Below are 18,288 nucleotides of genomic sequence, written 5' to 3' on the forward strand. Positions count from 1 at the left end.
CCTTATTTGTGGTTGATAATAGATTTGATTTGTATTATTACTACCTTAAGGAAAAGAACATGAAGTCACTATTATTTGGGTTACTCACGCTTGGGATTGTCACATCAGCGCAAGCCTCACTACCTGAAAATCAGCTTGAACCTCAATTTTCAACACAATCAATGACGGGCGATTTCGCTTGGTTTAACGCGCCATCGCAAACCTGTAGTCGGATCCGCAGCATGATGTACTATCGCCACCCCGGCAACGATCATCTAACGCCTATATCAGTGCCTGTGATTTATACCGGTGGAGAGTGTTGGTCTACTGGCAGGACAACATCTAGCCAAGGTCCAAAGGAAATGTATACGCAGGTTTCAGATATCATTCATCAGCAATTTTCGAATGTGGAACATAACTACAAAGAGTTGACGACCGATATCGTCAACAATATTGCCGCGCAATCTAGTTCAAATAAAGTGAGCCACACCACTAGTCTCTACGGCACTATGCATATGAAAATTGCAGGTAGAGTCGATGCGCAAAATAAAGTACCTGTGCTGATCGATGGCTTCGATTTGAAGTCTTACGCTAAGTTTCGTAAGAAACAGCTTGGGATGAATATCTATATCCATGTCTATATTAACAACGAAAATGTCACCATCAAAGGTAAGTATGATGTACGTACCCAGCAGCTTGAGTTAGATCCTTTAATTTCTAGCTTTAAGCCTGTGGTGACAACAAAAGTAGAGTTGCCGTGGATCCTCGATTTGATAGATACCTTGACTCCGGGGATTTTTGACAAGCTTTATACTGAATTTAGCCGTATTGTGATTGATGTGTTTGAATTCTTGGGTGTGGATATGAGCGAAGATATTCCGCAGGTCATTAAGCACAACGCCCAGTTAATCAATTCAGGTGTTGTTCCGCTTAAAGGCTTAGATACCTTAAGACCTGGTGATACGGCGAATTTAGAAATGGAAGTAACGCGTGGGCATTTGCGGATTAAAGATGGCCGCACCAGCTTTTATGTATTTGCTATACCTATGTTGCCGTAAGGCGTAAGCCGAACGCAATCTATTGCGTTCGGCACACAAGTTTAGTGCTTTAAATTTGCCGCAAAATGGCTTTCAAATTTTGCAATTTTAGGGGCAATCATCACACTGCAATAGCCTTGGTTTGGGTTTTCAGTGTAATAATCTTGGTGATAGTGCTCAGCAGGATAAAATTCAGGCGCAGGGCTAACCTCAGTCACTATTTTTTCACTTAACTGGTTTTGAAGTTGCGCAATACAATCTTGAGTTTGTTGCTGTTGCTGCTGGTCATGATAAAACACCACACTACGGTACTGAGTACCAATGTCGTTGCCTTGGCGATTCAACTGCGTTGGGTCATGCAGGGTAAAAAACATATTAAGCAAAGTATCAAAGCTGACAATATCGGCATCAAATTGCAGTTGGACTACCTCAGCATGACCACTGTCTCCCCGACATATCATTTGATAGGTGGGATTATCTGTGTGGCCACCTGCGTAACCTGACTGCACTGACTCAACACCATTGACGCGGCGAAATGCCGCATCAATACACCAAAAACAACCACCACCAAAAGTTGCGGTTCGTAAAGTTGCCATTATACCTCCTGCTCAGGATGTTGTTTCGACTGCTCCTCAAGACGTTTTGTCGTCTCTTCTGGAGATTGCGTCTTCTTAGCTAGTAAAGTATAGGCGGTTGGGATAACAAACAAGGTTAAAATGGTGGCAACACTGACACCGGCAAAAATCACGACACCGATCACCATGCGGCTTTCGAACCCAGGGCCCGTTGCAAACACAAGCGGGATAGAGCTCATCACGGTTGTTAGCGAGGTCATAATAATAGGTCTTAATCGCTGCGCTGCAGCATCAACAATGGCTTGTTCGAAGGCAATGCCTTTGTCACGCAATTGGTTAGCAAATTCCACGATTAAGATACCGTTTTTGGCACTAAGGCCAATCAACATGACAATACCAATTTGGCTATAAATGTTTAGCGTGCTGTCGGTAATAAATAACCCATACATTGCACCAACTAAACCCAGCGGTACGGTGAGCATGATAACTAGTGGATGAACAAAACTTTCAAACTGTGCGGCTAATACTAAGAAAGTAACCGTGAGCGCCAGAATAAACACATAGGTCATCGCTGATGCACCTTCATAAAACAGCTGTGACTCGCCTTTATAGTCGATGGCACCGTCGATATCATTCTCTTCGGCGGCAACTTTATTTAAAAAGTCGAGCGCTTGCTCTAGTGTGTAGTCGCCTGCGAGGTTTGCCGTGATAGTTATCGCGCGCATACGGTTGTAGCGGTTTAATCGAGAAGCTGTGGCTTCTTCTTTTATGGTGATCAAACTGTCTAATGGCACGAGCTCATCGCTACGAGACTTCACATAAATATCAGAAATATTATCCGGAGCAGAGAAGTCGGCTTTGGTGCCTTTTAAGATCACATCGTATTCTTCACCGCGGTCAATAAAGGTGGTAACACGACGTTGTCCCAGCATGGTTTCTAGCGTTTGGCCTATAGCACTTACCGACACGCCTAAGTCTGCAGCTTTGGTTTTATCAATGCTTATCAAAAACTGTGGGAAGGTTTCTTTGTAATCGTGATCGAGACGAACCAGTCCTTTATTTTCTCGTGCGCGTTCTAGAATGCGATCGCGCCATGCGGCCAACTCGTCATAGTCGTTGCCTTGCAGTACAAACTCAATGGGGCGTGAGTTACCGCCGCCGCCAATACCACGGCGCATAATAGCAAAGGCGCGAATATCCGTAACATCTTGCATTTTACCGCTGATCTCATCCATGACTTCCCAAGTTGAGCGTTTTCGCTCATCCCAGTCTGGCATGCCGATAATAGCAACACCGCCTTGACCACCCCAACCGGGCACGCGAATAAGCACGCGGCTAAGTTCCTCTGAGTCTACATAAGGAAGCAGTCGCTCTTCAATTTTTGCCATATTTTGCGAGTTGTTTTCGTAGCTTGCCCCTTCTGGACCATTCATCATAACAAAGAAAGTACCGCGGTCTTCTTTTGGTGTCAGTTCAGATGGGATCTGTTTAAACAGGCTGTAGCTGGTAAAACCCGCCAGTGCCAACATCACAATCAGGCTGTATTTGCGCGATAAGTTGTCTTGTAAAACTCGACGATACCCTTGTTCAAGTCGTCCAAATTGACGGTCCATCCACTGACTAAAGCGGTTTTCTTTATTGCTAGGCTTTAACACTTTGGAGCAAAGGGCGGGAGACAAGGTCAACGCGGTAATACTGGAAAACAGCACTGCAGCACTTACTGCAAAGGCAAACTCGGTAAATAGGGCACCAATACGACCATCCATAAAGACCAAGGGAATAAATACGGCAACCAAAACCAGCGTTGTTGCAATGATGGCAAAGCCTACTTCACGCGCGCCACGGTACGCTGCCAGTAACTTGGGTTCGCCAAGCTCGATGCGGCGGTAGATATTTTCTAGCATTACAATGGCGTCATCGACCACAAGGCCGATGGCAAGCACGAGTGCAAGAAGCGTCAGCAAGTTGATGGAATACCCCATGGCCAGCAAGAACATAAAGGTTGCAACTAAGGCTACCGGCACGGTAACAGCAGGGATCAGCGTAGCGCGGATATTGCCAAGGAAGATGTAGATAACGAGTACCACCAACGCCATGGCAATTGCAAGTGTGCTGTATACTTCAGCAATGGACTCACGGATAAAAATAGAAGAATCGTAGCTGTCTTCTATGGTAGTGCCTTGAGGCAGGTTGCGTTTTATTTTTTCAAGCTCTTTACGGGCGTTGTCGACCACTTCTAGCGTATTGGCTTTAGCTTGCTTGACAACGCCAAGGCCAATCATATTTTTACCATTACCACGGAAGGTACTTTCGTCGTCAGCGGCTTCAAGTACCACCTGCGCGACTTCACCAAGTCGCACCAAATAGCCTTGTTCGCCACGCTTAATCACTAGGTTGTCAAAGTCTTCTTGAGTCTTATAGCTTCTGGCAATACGAACAGAAAAATCACGGTCAACGGATTCAATTTCGCCAGCGGGTAATTCTACGTTTTCTCTGCGTAGCACTTGTTCAATATCACTGCTTGTGACTCCACGAGCGGCCATCGCCTTTCGGTCTAGCCAAATCTTCATGGCGTATTGACGCTCACCGCCAATGCGTACATTTGATACGCCATCAACAACCGCCAGACGGTCAACGATAAAGCGCTGGGCGTAGTCTGAAAGCTGCAAGGTATCCATGGTTTCGCTGTTGAGTACAAACCAAGCGATAGGGCTTTCGTCGCTGTTTGATTTCGATACTTCAGGCGGCCTCACTTGCTCTGGTAGTCTATCTAGCGCACGAGAAACCCGCTCACGCACATCATTTGCAGCAGCGTCGATATCGCGATCGATATTAAATTCGATAGTGATATTGGAGCTACCGTTGCGGCTACTGGAATTTATGCTTTTGATCCCTTCGATCCCCGAAATCCGGTTTTCTAATACTTGGGTGATCTTGGTTTCTACAACTTCCGCCGATGCGCCTGTGTAGTTAGTACTTACACTGACTATTGGAGTTTCAATATCAGGGTATTCGCGCAGTGGTAGCATAGTAAATGCCACTAAGCCAAAGGTCAGCAGCAGTAAGTTAATGACGATCGCGAAGATCGGGCGCTTTACCGCCGTATCAGTGATTCTCACGTCGCCTTACCCCTTTACTTCAACTTTTGAGCCTGATCGGATCTTCAAGGTGCCTTCCGTGATCACTTGTTGTCCCTCTGTAAGCCCTTCGTCGATAGCCACCCAGCCGCTAAAGCGAGTTTGCAGGTGTACTTCGCGTTGTTGCGCTTTACCTTGGTCGTCAATGACAAATACAAAATGCTTATCTTGTCTTGGAATGATGCTTTTTTCTGGCACCACAAGGGCTTGTAATCGAGCCAGTTCGAGTCCCATATGTAGTAGCATACCAGGGCGAAGTTTATGGTCAAGATTGGTGAAGCTCGCTGTCACTCGTACCGAGCGCGTTTGTTCATTAATACGCGGGTCAATATGGGAGACTTTACCGGTAAATAGTTGCTCTGGGTAAGCTTCGCTTTGTGCATTCACTTGCATACCAAGTTGTAGTTGCGCTAAGTATTTTTCTGGTACCTGAAAATCCACTTTAATGATGCTAATGTCATCGAGTGTGGTGATCACTGTATTGTTGTTTACGAAGCTACCGATAGAGACATTTCGAGTACCCAATAATCCATCAAATGGCGCATAAATGGTCATCTCGGCGAGTTTTGTTTTGGTGGCTTCTAATTGTGCAGTTAAGGTGTCTACCTTTGCTGATTGCGCTTCTAGTTGAGAGCGAGCCGCCGATTGAGTTTTTGCGAGGTCTTTAAGGCGGTTTAGTTGTCTAATTTCTTCCTTTAGCGTCACTTTCAGCGCTTCGATATCGAGTTTCTCTTCGGCATCACGCAACTGGACTAGCTTATCGCCTTTTTTTACTACGTCTCCGTCATCGAAATATAGGGCTGCCACATAGTCGCTTTGGGCGCTACTCACGTTGATAGCTTGATTTGCTCTGGCGGAACCAATAGAGTGAACAGCAATAATACGTTCCTCTTTGGTTACGGTATGAGCTTGAACGGAGGTTACGGGTGCCGAGTTGCCACTCATTTTGCCTTCCGAGGCTGGTAAATATAAATAGCCGCTGATGACGACTAGCACTACAATGATAAAAGGAAACAGTGCTTTTCCTGATTGATGACGCATAAAAGTGACCCAGATTATAATTTGTCTCTAGTTTACAAAATTAAAGGCTAACAAAGTCTACGGCATATCCTGTAAATTTGTGCATTAAACGAAAATGTAATTCAATTTAAGTGTTTGTACCTAAATTAAATATTATGAAACACAGTCATTCATGTAAACGATGCATCACAATACGTAAATTAGTCGCATGGGCGATCATCATGTACATCTTTTATGTCTGGTATACCCATGCTTGAAGCAAAACTACGTGCAACCGCTGACCGCAATGGCGTTGAATTTATGCTGGTTGGTGCAATTGGATTGGTTGTTATCATGCTTTTTGTCAACTTGCGTGGTACAGCTATTACTATTGTAGAAATATTTCTTGCCAGCGCCATGTTAGTGGCTATTTTTGTTGGCTTTCTCAAAAGTCAGCAACCATATTTTAGTTTATACTTTACAGAACAAGAGTTTAGGTATGTGCATAAATATGGAGCTTGGCCGCTATCCATTGTAAACTTTCACTCCAGCGGCATTCCCAAAGTTCAACAAGGTGTTGAAACACTTGAGTTAAATGCAGTTGGTATTAAACTTAATGATATTGATGCGTTTTTATTAAATTTAACACCTAGACTTGCGGGTAAATTATTGATCGAGCAGCGGCATATTTTTTTACAAGCTGTTAAAATGCATTGCGAAAATGGCAACTGCCCATCTGAATGGTTGATAGAAGAAACCGTTTTTCGCTCCAAGGCGGGAAAAGAATATACTGGTTTAATGGCAATGTTTGCAAACCGGATGGATAATTTAAAGACAGTGACGGGATATGATTTATTGATCCCCGCGACTGCCTTAGACAGGGATATTTGGCAATTTTCAGTCATGTTAAACCGCTGGAAACTTAACCCTAAAGAGGTGGTAAAAGCATTGTTAGAAGAACAAACCACCTACTGAAGATGTAACAGGATACACCAATATGAGCTTAGAAACGGCCTATATTAAAAGTGGGCGTAATACCATTATTCACAAAGAGAAGAAGTTAGATCTTGTGATTGTAAATGGTGAAGCACACCCAAAAATCAAGGTGACTGCAAATGGTTTGGTGCCTTTTAAGGAAGAGCTGCCGAGAAATCGAAGAGAAGCTAAAGAGCGTTATTTAGAGGTCGTCCACGTTTCGAGTATTGATGTATTTGGTGAAGTAAAACGGTTGCTGTTTATTCAGGCTTTAGACGGTCGAGAATACAAAATAGATTACAGTAAAATTGGCACTAAGTTGTTCGTGCGAATACATCAAGAGAGTTATCTATAATTCATAAGGAATAATATGAATGCATTCAAGGGAAGTTGGGTTGTACTTGCGTTAATATTAACGGGTTGTGGCGGAGGCTCTGGGAGTGATGAACCGAGCCAAGTCAGCGCATCGGTTAACGCGGGTGCTGATATCCAAGTAACTGAAAAAACAGAAGTTACCTTGAATGCACAAGCATCACCCGCAGGTGGCACTTTTAACTGGCAAGTTATCTCTGGTGCAAACGTCAGTGAATTTCCAATTACGGAGCAACAAGCCGCTTTTGTTGCTCCGGATATTAAAGCCGATGTCAATTTACTTATTCAGGTTGATTATGTTGCGCCTGATGGCAGTCTTGCAAGCGACCAAGTGACGGTTGCTATCAAATCTAACAATCAATTACCTATACCAAGTATCAGCCAAAGTGCACCGGAAACACTACCAGCCAAATATAAAGACACTATCGTCCTAAGTGGCGCAGGCTCTTCCGATCCAGATGAAAATGGCCAAGTGGTTGCTTATCAGTGGCAGCAAGTAAGTGGTCCCACAACAATACAGCCAACGGGGTTGAATACGGCTACTTTATCTTTTGTTCATCCATTATTGGCTACCTCTCAGGCGTCAATCTGGCAGTTGACGGTTACCGATGATGAAGGCGGACAAGCCAGTACCCAGTTTACCCTCGGGCTACTTGCGAATTCGGATGTGGTAGTGGCAGATGCTGGGAGCGACCAGCAAGTGCAAGAGTTTGATGAGGTCACGCTTGACGGTTCAAGCAGTGATACTGTATCTGGTCAGAAACAGTGTGTATGGCGGCAGGTGACGTCTGGCACTCAGGTAGCATTAAGTTCTGTTACCGGGTGTTCAACAACGTTTAATGCACCAGATCAAAATATTTTGTCGCAAGTGGAATTTGAGCTGACTGTTACTGACTCGCAAAACCGTTCTGCAACCGACAACGTGCGCATTGATATCGAGAAAAAGCCATTAGGTAAACTAAACGATAGTGGCCAAACTGCATGTTTTAACAATACGGATGTGATCACCTGCAGCATGACGCAGTTTTCGGCTCAAGATGCGCAGCGTGGGCGTGATAATTTTGCCACTCAGGTGGCGAAAGAGGGCAGTGGTCGAGCTGGTTTTGACTTTACCAAACTAAATCGCTTTGCGGATGAATTACCTGATGACGCTACGGACTTTGCTTGTGTTCGTGATAACGTCACAGGACTGATTTGGGAAGTAAAAGAAGCGAGTTCGGGTACATTACCAAACACTTCTTCTCGCAACGCACAAAATAGTTATACCTGGTATGTTGAGGTAGACGGAGCGATTGCTGAGGGGAGTGTGCAGGCTGCAGCAAATACAACCTGCCCCCAGGATAGTCACTGTGGTATTCAAGCTTTGATTGATGAGGTGAATAACCCTGCCGTTGGAGAGCAAAGTTACTGTGGTGGTAACAATTGGCGCTTACCAACTTATATGGAACTACTCGGACTGCTAGATTACGGCAGTGCAAGTAGTGCGGTGATAGATGAAGCGCTTTTCCCTAACTTACCTAGCACGACCACGCTTGGTCATCGTTATTTCTGGACCTTGCAGTCGAGTTTAGATGGTACCGGTGGCACGCTGAGAAGAGCTTATGTTATCGATATGGATACGGGCAATGATTTTGCAGTAGAAAAGTCTAGCAGCGCATTTGTTAGGTTGGTAAGGAACCCTTAGGGAGCGTGGTATGAAAATTATTGCAACTATACTATTTACTTTGTCACTCACGGCTGTTTGCCAAGCGCAAACTTGCGTTGGTACCGGCTCCAATACCAGCCGCTATACGATAAACAGCAACGGTACTGTGCTGGATAGCCAAACGGGATTAATGTGGCAGCGCTGCAACTTTGGGCAAAGTTATAATGCGACTTCTCAAAGCTGTGAAGACAATGCTCAGCAACTTACTTGGCAACAGGCATTGATGGTTGCCAACGAAGACCAATTTGCAGGGTTTACAGATTGGCAAGTGCCCAACGTTAAAGAACTGGCCAGTATTGTGTATCATGAGTGTGTGACTCCAGCAATAAACATAACGGTATTTCCAACGACCAAAAGTAATAATTATTGGTCGGCAACGACCCAAACTAGCCAACCTCAGTTTGCTTGGGTGTATCAATTTGCTGATGGTAAAAATAATCCAACCATTAAAACTGCGGACGCCTTTGTCAGGTTAGTAAGATACTACCAATAGCCCTTATTAGTGGTATTGCTACTACCCTTGATGCTAACGGGTATGGATCTCTAATATTGTCAGTCAGACATAGCTTGTTACTTTCATCCGTCTAAAATGGCTTTGGGATTGTTTGATCTTTTGGTACTCTCCTGAAGCACCCCTTTCCCGTCTTACATTCTGCACACAGGAGGCCATATGAATCGATTACTCAGCGCGATAGCCTTGTCTTGTGCCGTATTTACGTCTTCTGCTTATGCTAACAATAAGTGCGATGTTGAACTTGGGCATGGTCTTATCATCACTGACAACGAAATTCGTATCGTTGATGATGGTCAGACCCGAATTCAAATCAACAATGATAGTCAGCTTTTTATTTTAGGCCGCTGGATTGAGTTAGATCAGGAAGGGGAGAAAGTTGTGCGCGAGTATTCTTTAGGAATACGGGATACCGTTCCTGAGCTGGTTAATCTGGCGACCGATGGCGTCAACCTTGGGTTGAGTGCAATTGAGCAAGTAGTTGAGGGGATGTCCGACAAAGAACCTGAAGTGCTCAAAACGCAGTTGCAATACGTTGAACGTGCGCTGATGGATAAGTTTAAGCGTGGAGATGATTTCTTTTTTATCGCACCACAGTCACTTTCTAAAATTGATGATTTCTTTACTAAAGAGATCAGCCAAAAAATTCACTCTGCTGTTCATGGTTCGTTGGGCTCTATTTTAGTCTCTTTGGGGGATGCATTTAAATCTCGCGAAGGGAATATCGAAGATCGCATTAACGATATGGGGCAACGCATGGAGATTATTTCGAAAGAGATAGATAAATCGCTGCAGAAAAAGGCCCATCAATTAGAAGAAAAAGCGGCAGAATATTGCGAGTGCTTAAACACCTTAGATCAAACGGAAGAAAAACTACAGCGCATAGTACCTGAGCTAGTTGCTTACGATCTCGTCCAGATCCGTTCATAATCCATAGCAACTTTTAGCATTGTCTCGGCTGAGTTTATGCCAAGTTGACGATATGCCTATCACGTCAAGATAGTCCTGCCATATTTGCCAATAGCTTTTTTGCATAAGAGAAACCGGATAATTCGAACCTAGCATTAGGCTCTCTTCTCCCGCATGTGTGATTAAGTGAGTAAGCCACTTAGAGAGTGTGAGTGGATTTGCTAACATTTCGTGGCCAGAGCACTTAACCATGACATTATTAAGTGCTCCAATGCGCCTTAATATATCTGTACAAGGGCTGGTAGCATCAATAAACCCTGCATGGTTAAATACGATTTTAAGGTCAGCTTTTTGTTCTGCAAGTTGTAATAAAAGGTCGACTTTTTCGCTTTGTTTAAATTCTAATTGCGCCTCAAAATGTAGTCCGTGCTCGGCAAGACAAGTGAGATTTTCGAGCACGAAAGGCGCGGATAAACGTTGGCTGTCACTGCCTTCGGTGATGTCTCTTATCGCCACTAGGTGAGGATGTGCTAAATGCGCTATGGCTGTGCTAAATTGCTCAGGAGTCGCGTTGATGCGGGCATAACCGACGGCTTTAAAAGGAAAGCTGCCCAGTTCCTGATTTAACCAATGTAATTCGTTGATGGGATTTTGATTATCAAAACCGCCTTCCACATGCACTAAGGCTTCGAGTGTAAACTGTGAATGTTGGGGAAGACTTGTAAGGGTATGGTTCTGTCTTATTTTTTCCAGATTAGGCCAAGCGGGCGGGTTGTGCTTGAGCCAAGAATATTGTCCTAACGCTAAATCGAAAAAGTGTAGGTGGCTATCAATAACTCTCAGACTCATCACGCATTCCTTTTTTACTGTGCGGTATAACCGCCATCAATGCTTTGTAGGCTACCTGTAATAAAACTCGCATCTTCACTTAGCAAGAAAGCGACCAGCGCTGCAACCTCTTGCGGCTGCCCTAATCTACCCAACGGCTGTAACTGGGCTTCTTCTGCAACGATTTCCGCTTTATCAGCGCCGCTACGTGCGCAGTAACTATCAATGGCATGATGGAATAATGGAGTTTCAATTGTGCCAGGGCACACTGCATTCGCGCGAATGTTAAATTTGGCGTAATCCAATGCTGTGGTTTTCGCCATCGAAGCAAGCGCACATTTAGACAGGTTGTAAGCGAAGGAGTTAGGTTTACCAATAACTGCCTGATCCGAAGACATCAATACGATGCTACCGCTACCTTGTGATTTCATGCTTGGTAATACGGCTTGAATGGCAGCATAAGCGCCTTTCACATTCAATGCAAAAAGGGCATCAAATGTGGCTTCGTCGGTATCTTCTATTGTTGCACTCAGATGCTTCCCCGCGTTTGAAACGAGCGCATCTATTTTCCCTGTTTCTGCGACTATATCTGCAATTGTTGCTTTTACATCGGCGACTTTACTGACGTCACAATGGCGAAAAATCCCTTGTTCACTGGGCTGAATATCGAGGTTATAAACGGTGTATTGTTGCGATAGCAGCTTGTTGACAATGGCGGCGCCAATGCCAAAGCTGCCACCGGTAACGATGGCAACTTGGTTCATCATTAGTGTCCGCAGCCGCCAGCAGCGTGTACGTGACCATGTGAAATTTCTTCTGCAGTTGCTTCGCGTACAGAAAGGATCTCAACATCAAACGTTAGTGTTTTGCCTGCAAATGGGTGGTTTAAGTCGCAATCTGCATTAAAGCGTCCTACTTTTACTACCTTAACCTGATGACGACCTTGGTTTGAATCGACAATAGCAGTCATGCCTGGCTTCCAAACTTTGCTGTCACCAAGACCTTGAAGATGCTTAATAGGAATGCGCTGTACTAGACCTTCTTGATATTCGCCATAAGCTTGCTCAGGCGTTAAGGTTACCGTAAAGCTATCGCCACCGGTTTTACCTTCAAGTTCACTTTCAAGACCTGGTAGCATGCCTTCAGTACCGTGCAGGTAGTTTAGTGGCTCGCCTTCTTTGCTTGATTCGATTTGGCTGTCACCTTCGCGAAGTGTGTAGTGAAACTCTACCACTGTGTTCTTTGCAATTTGCATAAGTAAACCTTAAATAAATAGTATTCGGTGACGCCATTTAGCATCCACCTGTAAAGCGTGTAGTTTACGTGAGTGCGCTTCTCGGACGCAAGTCTATCCCTTTAATTTGGGCTCTCACCTTGCTTTGGTTTGCCATGGCGCAGTATTGATTGGAGCGCTTCAATGCTAGAGATTGAGGAGCTAGCTGGTTGAGTCTTATTGCTTTTTGGCGCAGCAGGAGCCGGTAAAAATACCATTAACACTTTGCCCGGCTTTAATAGACTCTGTGCCGTGAGTGAATTCCAATTTAATAAATCTTTTACCGCGACCTTGTAGTGACGGCTGATTGTCCACAATGACTCACCTTGTTTTATGGTGTGGTGATGTTCCACTTGAGGTATGGGTTTGGCTTTTATTTCTTTAATATAAGGGCTTACATCATAGTCGACGAGTAAATCTAACTGCTCATTACTCTCGGAAACTAATAGCTTTTCGCCAACTCGGATCAAATCAGAGCGCTTATTGTTTAGCGCTTTCAGTGCACTAACACTCATCCCCGCATTTAATGCGATGCGGTAGAGTGTGTCGTTGGCTTTGACTGTGTAGCCTTGGCTGAAGTTTTCCCTGAAAAATGCACTTTTCAATAATGCTTGCTCGGATAACGGTAATAACACTTTGTGCGGACCGTTTGGAGAGCTTCTATGTTTTAAGATCCCTTGATTGAGTGCGTATAGTTGACGCTTTTTGATGCCACTGAGTTTAGCCAGTTGATTGACGTCAAATTGCTGTCCAATATCAAGTATCGACGTAGTGGCTTTATTGGGCAAACTTGGTATCTTAAAACCCTTGGGTGAGGTTTTTAGTAAGTGGCTGAGCGCTAAGAGTTTGGGCACGTAGTCTGCAGTTTCTTTTGGTAATGTTAAATGCCAAAAGTGGGTCGACTTTCCTGATTTTTTATTTTTTGCGATGGCCTTTTTGACGCGCCCTTCACCACTATTGTAGGCTGCAAGCGCGTGTAGCCAGTCGCCATCAAAGCGTTCATGCAAGTACAGCAAATAATCAAGCGCGGCGTCGGTCGATGCTAACACATCCTGTCGACCGTCATACCATTCATCTTTCTTGATGCCGAAATGGTAGGCAGTGGCATCCACTAGCTGCCAAACTCCAACAGCATTTTGTTGCGATTTTGCTTTTGGTCTAAAGTCACTTTCGACAAAAGGAAGTAATGCGATTTCAATAGGAAGGCCTTTGCGTTCTACCTTTTTTACTACGTGATAAAAGTAGGGAGCGGCGCGCCTATTTACCACATTGAGATAATTAGGCTGTGATAAATACCATGTTATGCGCTTATCAAGTCTTGGGTGAGGTGCAGTATTAAAACTGAGCTTTTGGCGTATGTGTTGCCATAAATCATTGTCTCTGAGAGGGGCTTTAACAGTAGTGGCTTTGGGTGGTTTTACCTCAACTATAGCAGGAGGCGTGACTGGCTTTTCTACGAGCACTTGAGTGAGAGCCGACAAAATGGCTTGCCTGCTCACCTGTGGACTGCTACTGCTTTTACACCCAGAGAGCATGGTTAATAATATTAACCCGCTCAGCTGTATTAATACTCTGTTCATCCTTTAACTATACCGAGAGGTTAAGTTTTATTCAAAATTTCTTTGCTGTTGAAAGTGCTGCCACTGCAATAACGCGCGTTGCTGCATGTGCTTATCTGGATATAAAATACTTATTTTTTCAACTACTTGCTGAGTGTCTTGTAACTCTAATAAAGCCAAAAATTGTGCTGGAGTGGTCAGCATTTCTGGACGATAGGGTTTTCCTGTTGCTGGTAATATCCAATCGAGTGCATAGCGATTAAAGTGAGTAATCGCTTGCTGCCACTGTGTAGTATGCGGTAAATGCGCAAGTGGGATCTGATCCACGCTATAACCTGCTATCAAGCCTTGATATTTTGGCAGATAAACACTGATGTCATGACCGCTAAAGCCCGTGACTTGAGTAAGCTCAACCACTACACCTCCAAGCTCCACGGTTTTAGGCGCGTTATCAATGGCTTTACTTGATGGCGCTTGTGTAGCGAGCTTGGACCACGTTGCAATCCTATTTTTTGCTAGTGCAAGTTTGGCTTGCCATTTCGGCCGTTCACTTGGCTCAAGAGACGCGATACGATTTTCACTAAGCATGACGCTTTGGTTAAAAAGCTCAAGCTGTGAGTGAAAGGCTGTCGTCAATGCGTTGGCTGATGTTGCCGATGGACTTAGCCATTGTAAATTTGGATAAGCATGCTTGAGTAGCACTACGCTGGTGTCTTGTTTGATATCGGCATGCAAAGAGATTGCGTAACAAAGCGGAACGGTGAGGCGCTTTTCTAATTCGTGGATAAAGGCTTCTGTGGCGACAAGATCGCCATGTATGGATGCTAACAGTGCACACTGTTTGCCAATAACTAAAGCTTGATTGGGCTGTAAAGCGCTATCTTTTCCTTGGATAAAATAAACCGCGTCATTGACTTTATGGAACTGATTAACATTGGCGGCGGTGCTTTTAAAACTTGCCGCCAATAGAGTGATAGCCCAAATAAGAGAGATGCTACGTAAGATAGGTTTGCTCCAGTATATCGGCATTATTCGCCTGCTGGCAGCACTAACTTGTCGATGAGCGTGGAAACGAATTCTGTGTCTTGCTGTTGCTTTGCTTCCAATGCTTGTAAATCATGACAAAGATGTAGGGCTGCGAGTAATAACGCATTGTGATCATTGCGAACGGTTGAGCGTTTACGCATTTCTTCTACACGTCGGTCTAAAAGCGCTACGGCGTTATGCAGCGCTTCTTCTTGATCTGGCGCACATGCAAATTGATGTGACTTGCCAAGTAACGTCACTGTTACTTGGTTATTCTGCTCAGACATTAGCTAGCCTGTTGTGTTTGCAACTTATCAAGTAGGCCAGATAAAGATGAACTAAATTCTTTTTGCTTTTCTTCGCTTTCTAGCATTTCAAGCTGTAGGGTTTCATTTTCATCGATGAGTTTTTGATTTTGTTCTTTTAGTGCCGAAACTTCCGATTTTAACTGGTTATTTTGGCTCAAAAGTTGGTCAATCAACTGGTCGAGTTTTTGGAGATCTTGGTTATTCATTAATGCGCTCATATGACTGTGATTTGTCATGCAAATGTAAAACAAAGCGGCTAAGGATGCTAGTGTTTACGCGACTTTCTGCTGATTTTTCTCAACTTTTAAGAGATAATGCCGATATTGGAATATTTTGTTCAGAAGTGATTCAGTCTAAAGTTAAAAATTGATGAATCATTGCTCAAATTTAGCTCAGGTTTATTTCACCTGTGTTGTTATTATTTTTATCAAGGCGGGGTTATGCTCAGTTACCGACATTCTTTTCATGCAGGAAACCCTGCCGATGTGATCAAACATTTAGTATTGGCAGAAGCTCTGTCATACATGGCTAAAAAAGATAAGCCGTACGATTACGTGGATACGCACTCTGGCGCTGGTTTTTTTGAGCTGGCGAGCAGTGATGCACAAAAAACTCAGGAGTATCTGCAAGGCATCGCTAAGCTGTGGAATTATTCTGGATCCGTGTCGGCAATTAGCGATTATGTGGCACTAATCAAGTCTTTTAACGAAGGCGATAAATTAAGTCATTATCCCGGCTCTCCTAAGGTGGCGGAGCACTTCTTACGTCGTCAGGATAACGGCTGGTTTTTTGAATTACATCCAAAAGATCTAGAGCTGTTACAGCAAAATACGGCACATAAAAAATCACTGCGCGTCACCGGGAGTGATGGTTTTAAAGGGCTATTAGGATTGGTGCCACCAGCTTCACGTAGAGCCTGCGTGCTGATGGATCCTCCTTATGAGATCAAATCCGATTATGATGTTGCGGTTAAAAGCATCATAAAAGCGCACAAAAAGTTTGATTCCGGCGTGTATATGATCTGGTATCCCGTTGTTGACCGTGAACGCATTGATGCCATGGAGTCTAGCCTGATTGAATCTGGAGTGCGTAATATTCAAGTGTTTGAACTTGCCACCCGCGCAGATACCCAAGAACGAGGCATGACGGCTTCTGGCATGATGGTGATCAATCCGCCTTGGACCTTAAAGAAAACCATGGATCAAGTGTTGCCCGAGCTGGTTTCGTTATTGGCCGAGGATGATGGTGCGTTTTATCGCAGCATTCAATTAGTAGAAGAATAGTAAAAATAAACTGCTAAGCTATCTAGGGCCTGTTTACCTTTCAAGTTTGTTTTTGCAGCAGTTTGATTGGTATTTGTACAAGGCAGAGCCTGCGTAGCATAGTTATTCTATGTGAGTCAGGCGAGAACACAGTAGAAATGCTAATCAAGCGCTGCCCTTTGGGTTCACCTGAGTGCGCTTTGTTCATTGTTGCTCAACTTTTGCCTAGATTACTAGGCGGCAAGTCGAGCGTCGCGACCAAAACACACTCAGGAGAACAAAAATCAAACAGCAAAGATCAACAGGCCCTAGTCGATAAGGTATTGAAGATACTTAGCAGTTTATCTTGGGGTGTGTTAGCTAGCGCTAGTTATTTCTTAACAAACTTCGTTAAAATAACGATGTTTTGACCCTCTACACGGCCTTCAATATGTTCTGGGTTTGAAGGCGAAAGACGAATGTTACGTACCGCAGTGCCGCGTTTTGCAACTAGGCTACTACCTTTAACATCCAAGTCTTTAATCAAGGTTACAGTGTCACCAGCACTCAGCTTCACCCCGTTACTGTCTAAGTGGACAAGGTCGTCATCCTCTGCAAGTGCTTGATCAGCCCATGCTCGAGTCTCATCTTCTAGATACAGCATGTCTAATGCATCTTGAGCCCAACCATTATCTGGCGCGAGGCGTTTAAGCATACGGTAGGCAACAACCTGAACGGCAGGAACTTGGCTCCACATACTATCGTTTAAACAGTGCCAATGGTTGGCTTCTAAATCCTGTTGACCTTCAACCTGTGGTTTGCACTGGCTACAAAGATAAACACATTTGTCAGAATGCGCCTCGGCGACTGGTGGTACTTCGTATACTTCGAGACCATCCGTTGAGGTACATAGCTCACATTGATTGTTACTGCGCTCAGCAAGCGCGGCAGCGATAGTCATAATGATTTCCCAAGCTGTAAAAGCGCCATTATACCAAATGCGTCAATTGATGCTCAATTTATGGGAAGAATTTATGCGTATAACTTGATCTATGTCCAGAGCAGGGGTTATCTGCCACCTTTTGCGTGTATAGGTAGTTGTGAAATATACTGCTGTTCTATTTTTTCGATTTCACCAGCGTGTTTAAGTTGTGCGATAGCCTGATTTATCCGCTTAAGTAATCCTTGATGCTTAGCTAACAGGCGTAGCTGCAACATTCCTTCTGAATGTAGTTGGTTGAAGCTAAAAGCAATACCTAGTTGTTCTGACCAATATAATGCGGGTAAATCACCAATGATAATATGTTCAATTCGGCGTAAGTTTAGGGCCTGCAGTAGTTCCTTTTCGGATGCGAAATCAACCCGCTCGAATATGTGGTCATCATGGTAGTAGTAGCCTCTCACTGTCCCAACTTCAATACCCGCTAGGGTTAGTACTGGCGGTTGAGACTGACGAGTAACAACGTACTCTTTAATAGGTAGAATGGGGTCTGAATAGATAAATCTATCGTCTTGCTTTTGCTGCTCGTTCAGCCAATCTGGACTGATGATATCAAAATCAATTTGCTGCTTCTCTAAATAAAAGTTAGTGCGCTTTGCTGGGAGAAGCAGATTTTCGCCTCTGATCTTTGCCTTAACCAAAATGGCTTCTACCATTTCAGGTAGGATCCCGGGCGCATCTTCGCTGTGAGTAAAATAAGGGTAAAAGCTTCCCGAGCCACTTAAACTGTACTTTAAGTAGGGGACTTGTTCTGCCTTAGTCAAACCGGCAAAGGCGAATAACCAGACGATCAAAACTTGCTTCATGCACTCATCTTAGCTTAACTTTTCTTAGACAGGCAAGCCGCTGGCATT

Annotated in this window: 20 protein-coding genes; 8 read left to right on the forward strand and 12 right to left on the reverse strand. The window is 44.2% G+C overall.

Going from position 1 to position 18,288, the window contains the following annotated elements:
* Positions 1-59 precede the first annotated feature (59 nt).
* A complete protein-coding gene (locus A587_RS0116150) occupies positions 60-1,037 on the forward strand; it encodes a hypothetical protein (RefSeq protein WP_017218428.1) in 978 nt (325 codons plus the stop codon).
* Positions 1,038-1,078: 41 nt separating this feature from the next.
* Here A587_RS0116150 and msrA read toward each other — a convergent pair whose 3' ends face one another.
* From msrA to A587_RS0116165, 3 genes are read right to left on the reverse strand one after another with little or no spacing between them, the layout of a single operon-like run.
* Positions 1,079-1,612 carry a peptide-methionine (S)-S-oxide reductase MsrA gene (gene msrA / locus A587_RS0116155; protein WP_010374233.1) on the reverse strand — a complete coding sequence of 178 codons (534 nt, stop codon included), beginning with the start codon at positions 1,610-1,612 and terminating at the stop codon, positions 1,079-1,081.
* On the reverse strand, positions 1,612-4,710 hold the full coding sequence (locus A587_RS0116160) for an efflux RND transporter permease subunit (protein WP_017218429.1): 3,099 nt from the start codon (positions 4,708-4,710) through the stop codon (positions 1,612-1,614). Before A587_RS0116160 ends, msrA begins: the two co-directional genes overlap by 1 nt.
* Positions 4,711-4,716: 6 nt before the next feature.
* Complete coding sequence (locus tag A587_RS0116165; RefSeq protein ID WP_017218430.1) at positions 4,717-5,769, reverse strand: efflux RND transporter periplasmic adaptor subunit; 1,053 nt, start codon at positions 5,767-5,769, stop codon at positions 4,717-4,719.
* Between the two features lie 213 nt (positions 5,770-5,982).
* Between A587_RS0116165 and A587_RS0116170 the strand changes: the two genes are divergently transcribed.
* From A587_RS0116170 to A587_RS0116190, 5 genes are all read left to right on the forward strand, one after another.
* The gene (locus A587_RS0116170; RefSeq protein WP_026001024.1) at positions 5,983-6,702 is read left to right on the forward strand and encodes a DUF2982 domain-containing protein; all 720 of its coding nucleotides are present in this window, start codon (positions 5,983-5,985) and stop codon (positions 6,700-6,702) included.
* Positions 6,703-6,724: 22 nt separating this feature from the next.
* Positions 6,725-7,057 carry a hypothetical protein gene (locus tag A587_RS0116175; RefSeq protein ID WP_017218432.1) on the forward strand — a complete coding sequence of 111 codons (333 nt, stop codon included), beginning with the start codon at positions 6,725-6,727 and terminating at the stop codon, positions 7,055-7,057.
* Between the two features lie 15 nt (positions 7,058-7,072).
* Entirely contained in the window at positions 7,073-8,758 is a 1,686-nt protein-coding gene (locus A587_RS0116180) for an Lcl C-terminal domain-containing protein (RefSeq protein WP_017218433.1), read from the forward strand.
* A 10-nt stretch (positions 8,759-8,768) separates the two neighbouring features.
* Positions 8,769-9,272: an Lcl C-terminal domain-containing protein gene (locus A587_RS0116185; protein ID WP_017218434.1), complete on the forward strand. Its 504-nt coding sequence runs from the start codon at positions 8,769-8,771 to the stop codon at positions 9,270-9,272.
* A 177-nt stretch (positions 9,273-9,449) separates the two neighbouring features.
* Positions 9,450-10,220: a YggN family protein gene (locus tag A587_RS0116190; protein WP_010374226.1), complete on the forward strand. Its 771-nt coding sequence runs from the start codon at positions 9,450-9,452 to the stop codon at positions 10,218-10,220.
* Here A587_RS0116190 and A587_RS0116195 read toward each other — a convergent pair.
* The 7 genes from A587_RS0116195 to A587_RS0116225 all read right to left on the reverse strand — a co-directional run bounded on the left by A587_RS0116195 (position 10,215) and on the right by A587_RS0116225 (position 15,399).
* Positions 10,215-11,048, reverse strand: coding sequence for an amidohydrolase family protein (locus A587_RS0116195; protein WP_017218435.1), 834 nt, complete (start codon positions 11,046-11,048; stop codon positions 10,215-10,217). The genes A587_RS0116190 and A587_RS0116195 overlap by 6 nt on opposite strands.
* A 14-nt stretch (positions 11,049-11,062) precedes the next feature.
* A complete protein-coding gene (locus A587_RS0116200; protein ID WP_010374223.1) occupies positions 11,063-11,791 on the reverse strand; it encodes an SDR family NAD(P)-dependent oxidoreductase in 729 nt (242 codons plus the stop codon).
* 2 nt (positions 11,792-11,793) lie between these two features.
* The gene (locus A587_RS0116205) at positions 11,794-12,282 is read right to left on the reverse strand and encodes an FKBP-type peptidyl-prolyl cis-trans isomerase (RefSeq protein ID WP_017218437.1); all 489 of its coding nucleotides are present in this window, start codon (positions 12,280-12,282) and stop codon (positions 11,794-11,796) included.
* Between the two features lie 101 nt (positions 12,283-12,383).
* Positions 12,384-13,880, reverse strand: a complete 1,497-nt coding sequence (locus A587_RS0116210) for a LysM peptidoglycan-binding domain-containing protein (RefSeq protein ID WP_232288081.1) — start codon at positions 13,878-13,880, stop codon at positions 12,384-12,386.
* A gap of 27 nt (positions 13,881-13,907) precedes the next feature.
* On the reverse strand, positions 13,908-14,888 hold the full coding sequence (locus A587_RS0116215; RefSeq protein WP_017218439.1) for a hypothetical protein: 981 nt from the start codon (positions 14,886-14,888) through the stop codon (positions 13,908-13,910).
* A complete protein-coding gene (locus A587_RS0116220) occupies positions 14,888-15,172 on the reverse strand; it encodes a cell division protein ZapA (protein ID WP_010374213.1) in 285 nt (94 codons plus the stop codon). The genes A587_RS0116215 and A587_RS0116220 overlap by 1 nt, the downstream gene beginning before the upstream one ends.
* Positions 15,172-15,399: a hypothetical protein gene (locus A587_RS0116225; protein ID WP_010374211.1), complete on the reverse strand. Its 228-nt coding sequence runs from the start codon at positions 15,397-15,399 to the stop codon at positions 15,172-15,174. Before A587_RS0116225 ends, A587_RS0116220 begins: the two co-directional genes overlap by 1 nt.
* A 234-nt stretch (positions 15,400-15,633) precedes the next feature.
* Between A587_RS0116225 and A587_RS0116230 the strand changes: the two genes are divergently transcribed.
* The gene (locus A587_RS0116230) at positions 15,634-16,476 is read left to right on the forward strand and encodes a 23S rRNA (adenine(2030)-N(6))-methyltransferase RlmJ (protein ID WP_017218440.1); all 843 of its coding nucleotides are present in this window, start codon (positions 15,634-15,636) and stop codon (positions 16,474-16,476) included.
* A gap of 137 nt (positions 16,477-16,613) precedes the next feature.
* A complete protein-coding gene (locus A587_RS25430; RefSeq protein ID WP_081629150.1) occupies positions 16,614-16,865 on the forward strand; it encodes a hypothetical protein in 252 nt (83 codons plus the stop codon).
* Here A587_RS25430 and A587_RS0116235 read toward each other — a convergent pair.
* Positions 16,826-17,395: a PhnA domain-containing protein gene (locus A587_RS0116235; protein ID WP_010374208.1), complete on the reverse strand. Its 570-nt coding sequence runs from the start codon at positions 17,393-17,395 to the stop codon at positions 16,826-16,828. The genes A587_RS25430 and A587_RS0116235 overlap by 40 nt on opposite strands.
* A 107-nt stretch (positions 17,396-17,502) precedes the next feature.
* Complete coding sequence (locus A587_RS0116240) at positions 17,503-18,240, reverse strand: substrate-binding periplasmic protein (RefSeq protein ID WP_017218441.1); 738 nt, start codon at positions 18,238-18,240, stop codon at positions 17,503-17,505.
* Between the last annotated feature and the right edge of the window lie 48 nt (positions 18,241-18,288).

It is taken from the genome of Pseudoalteromonas sp. NJ631 (assembly GCF_000276645.1).
Classification (GTDB): Bacteria; Pseudomonadota; Gammaproteobacteria; order Enterobacterales; family Alteromonadaceae; genus Pseudoalteromonas; species Pseudoalteromonas piscicida.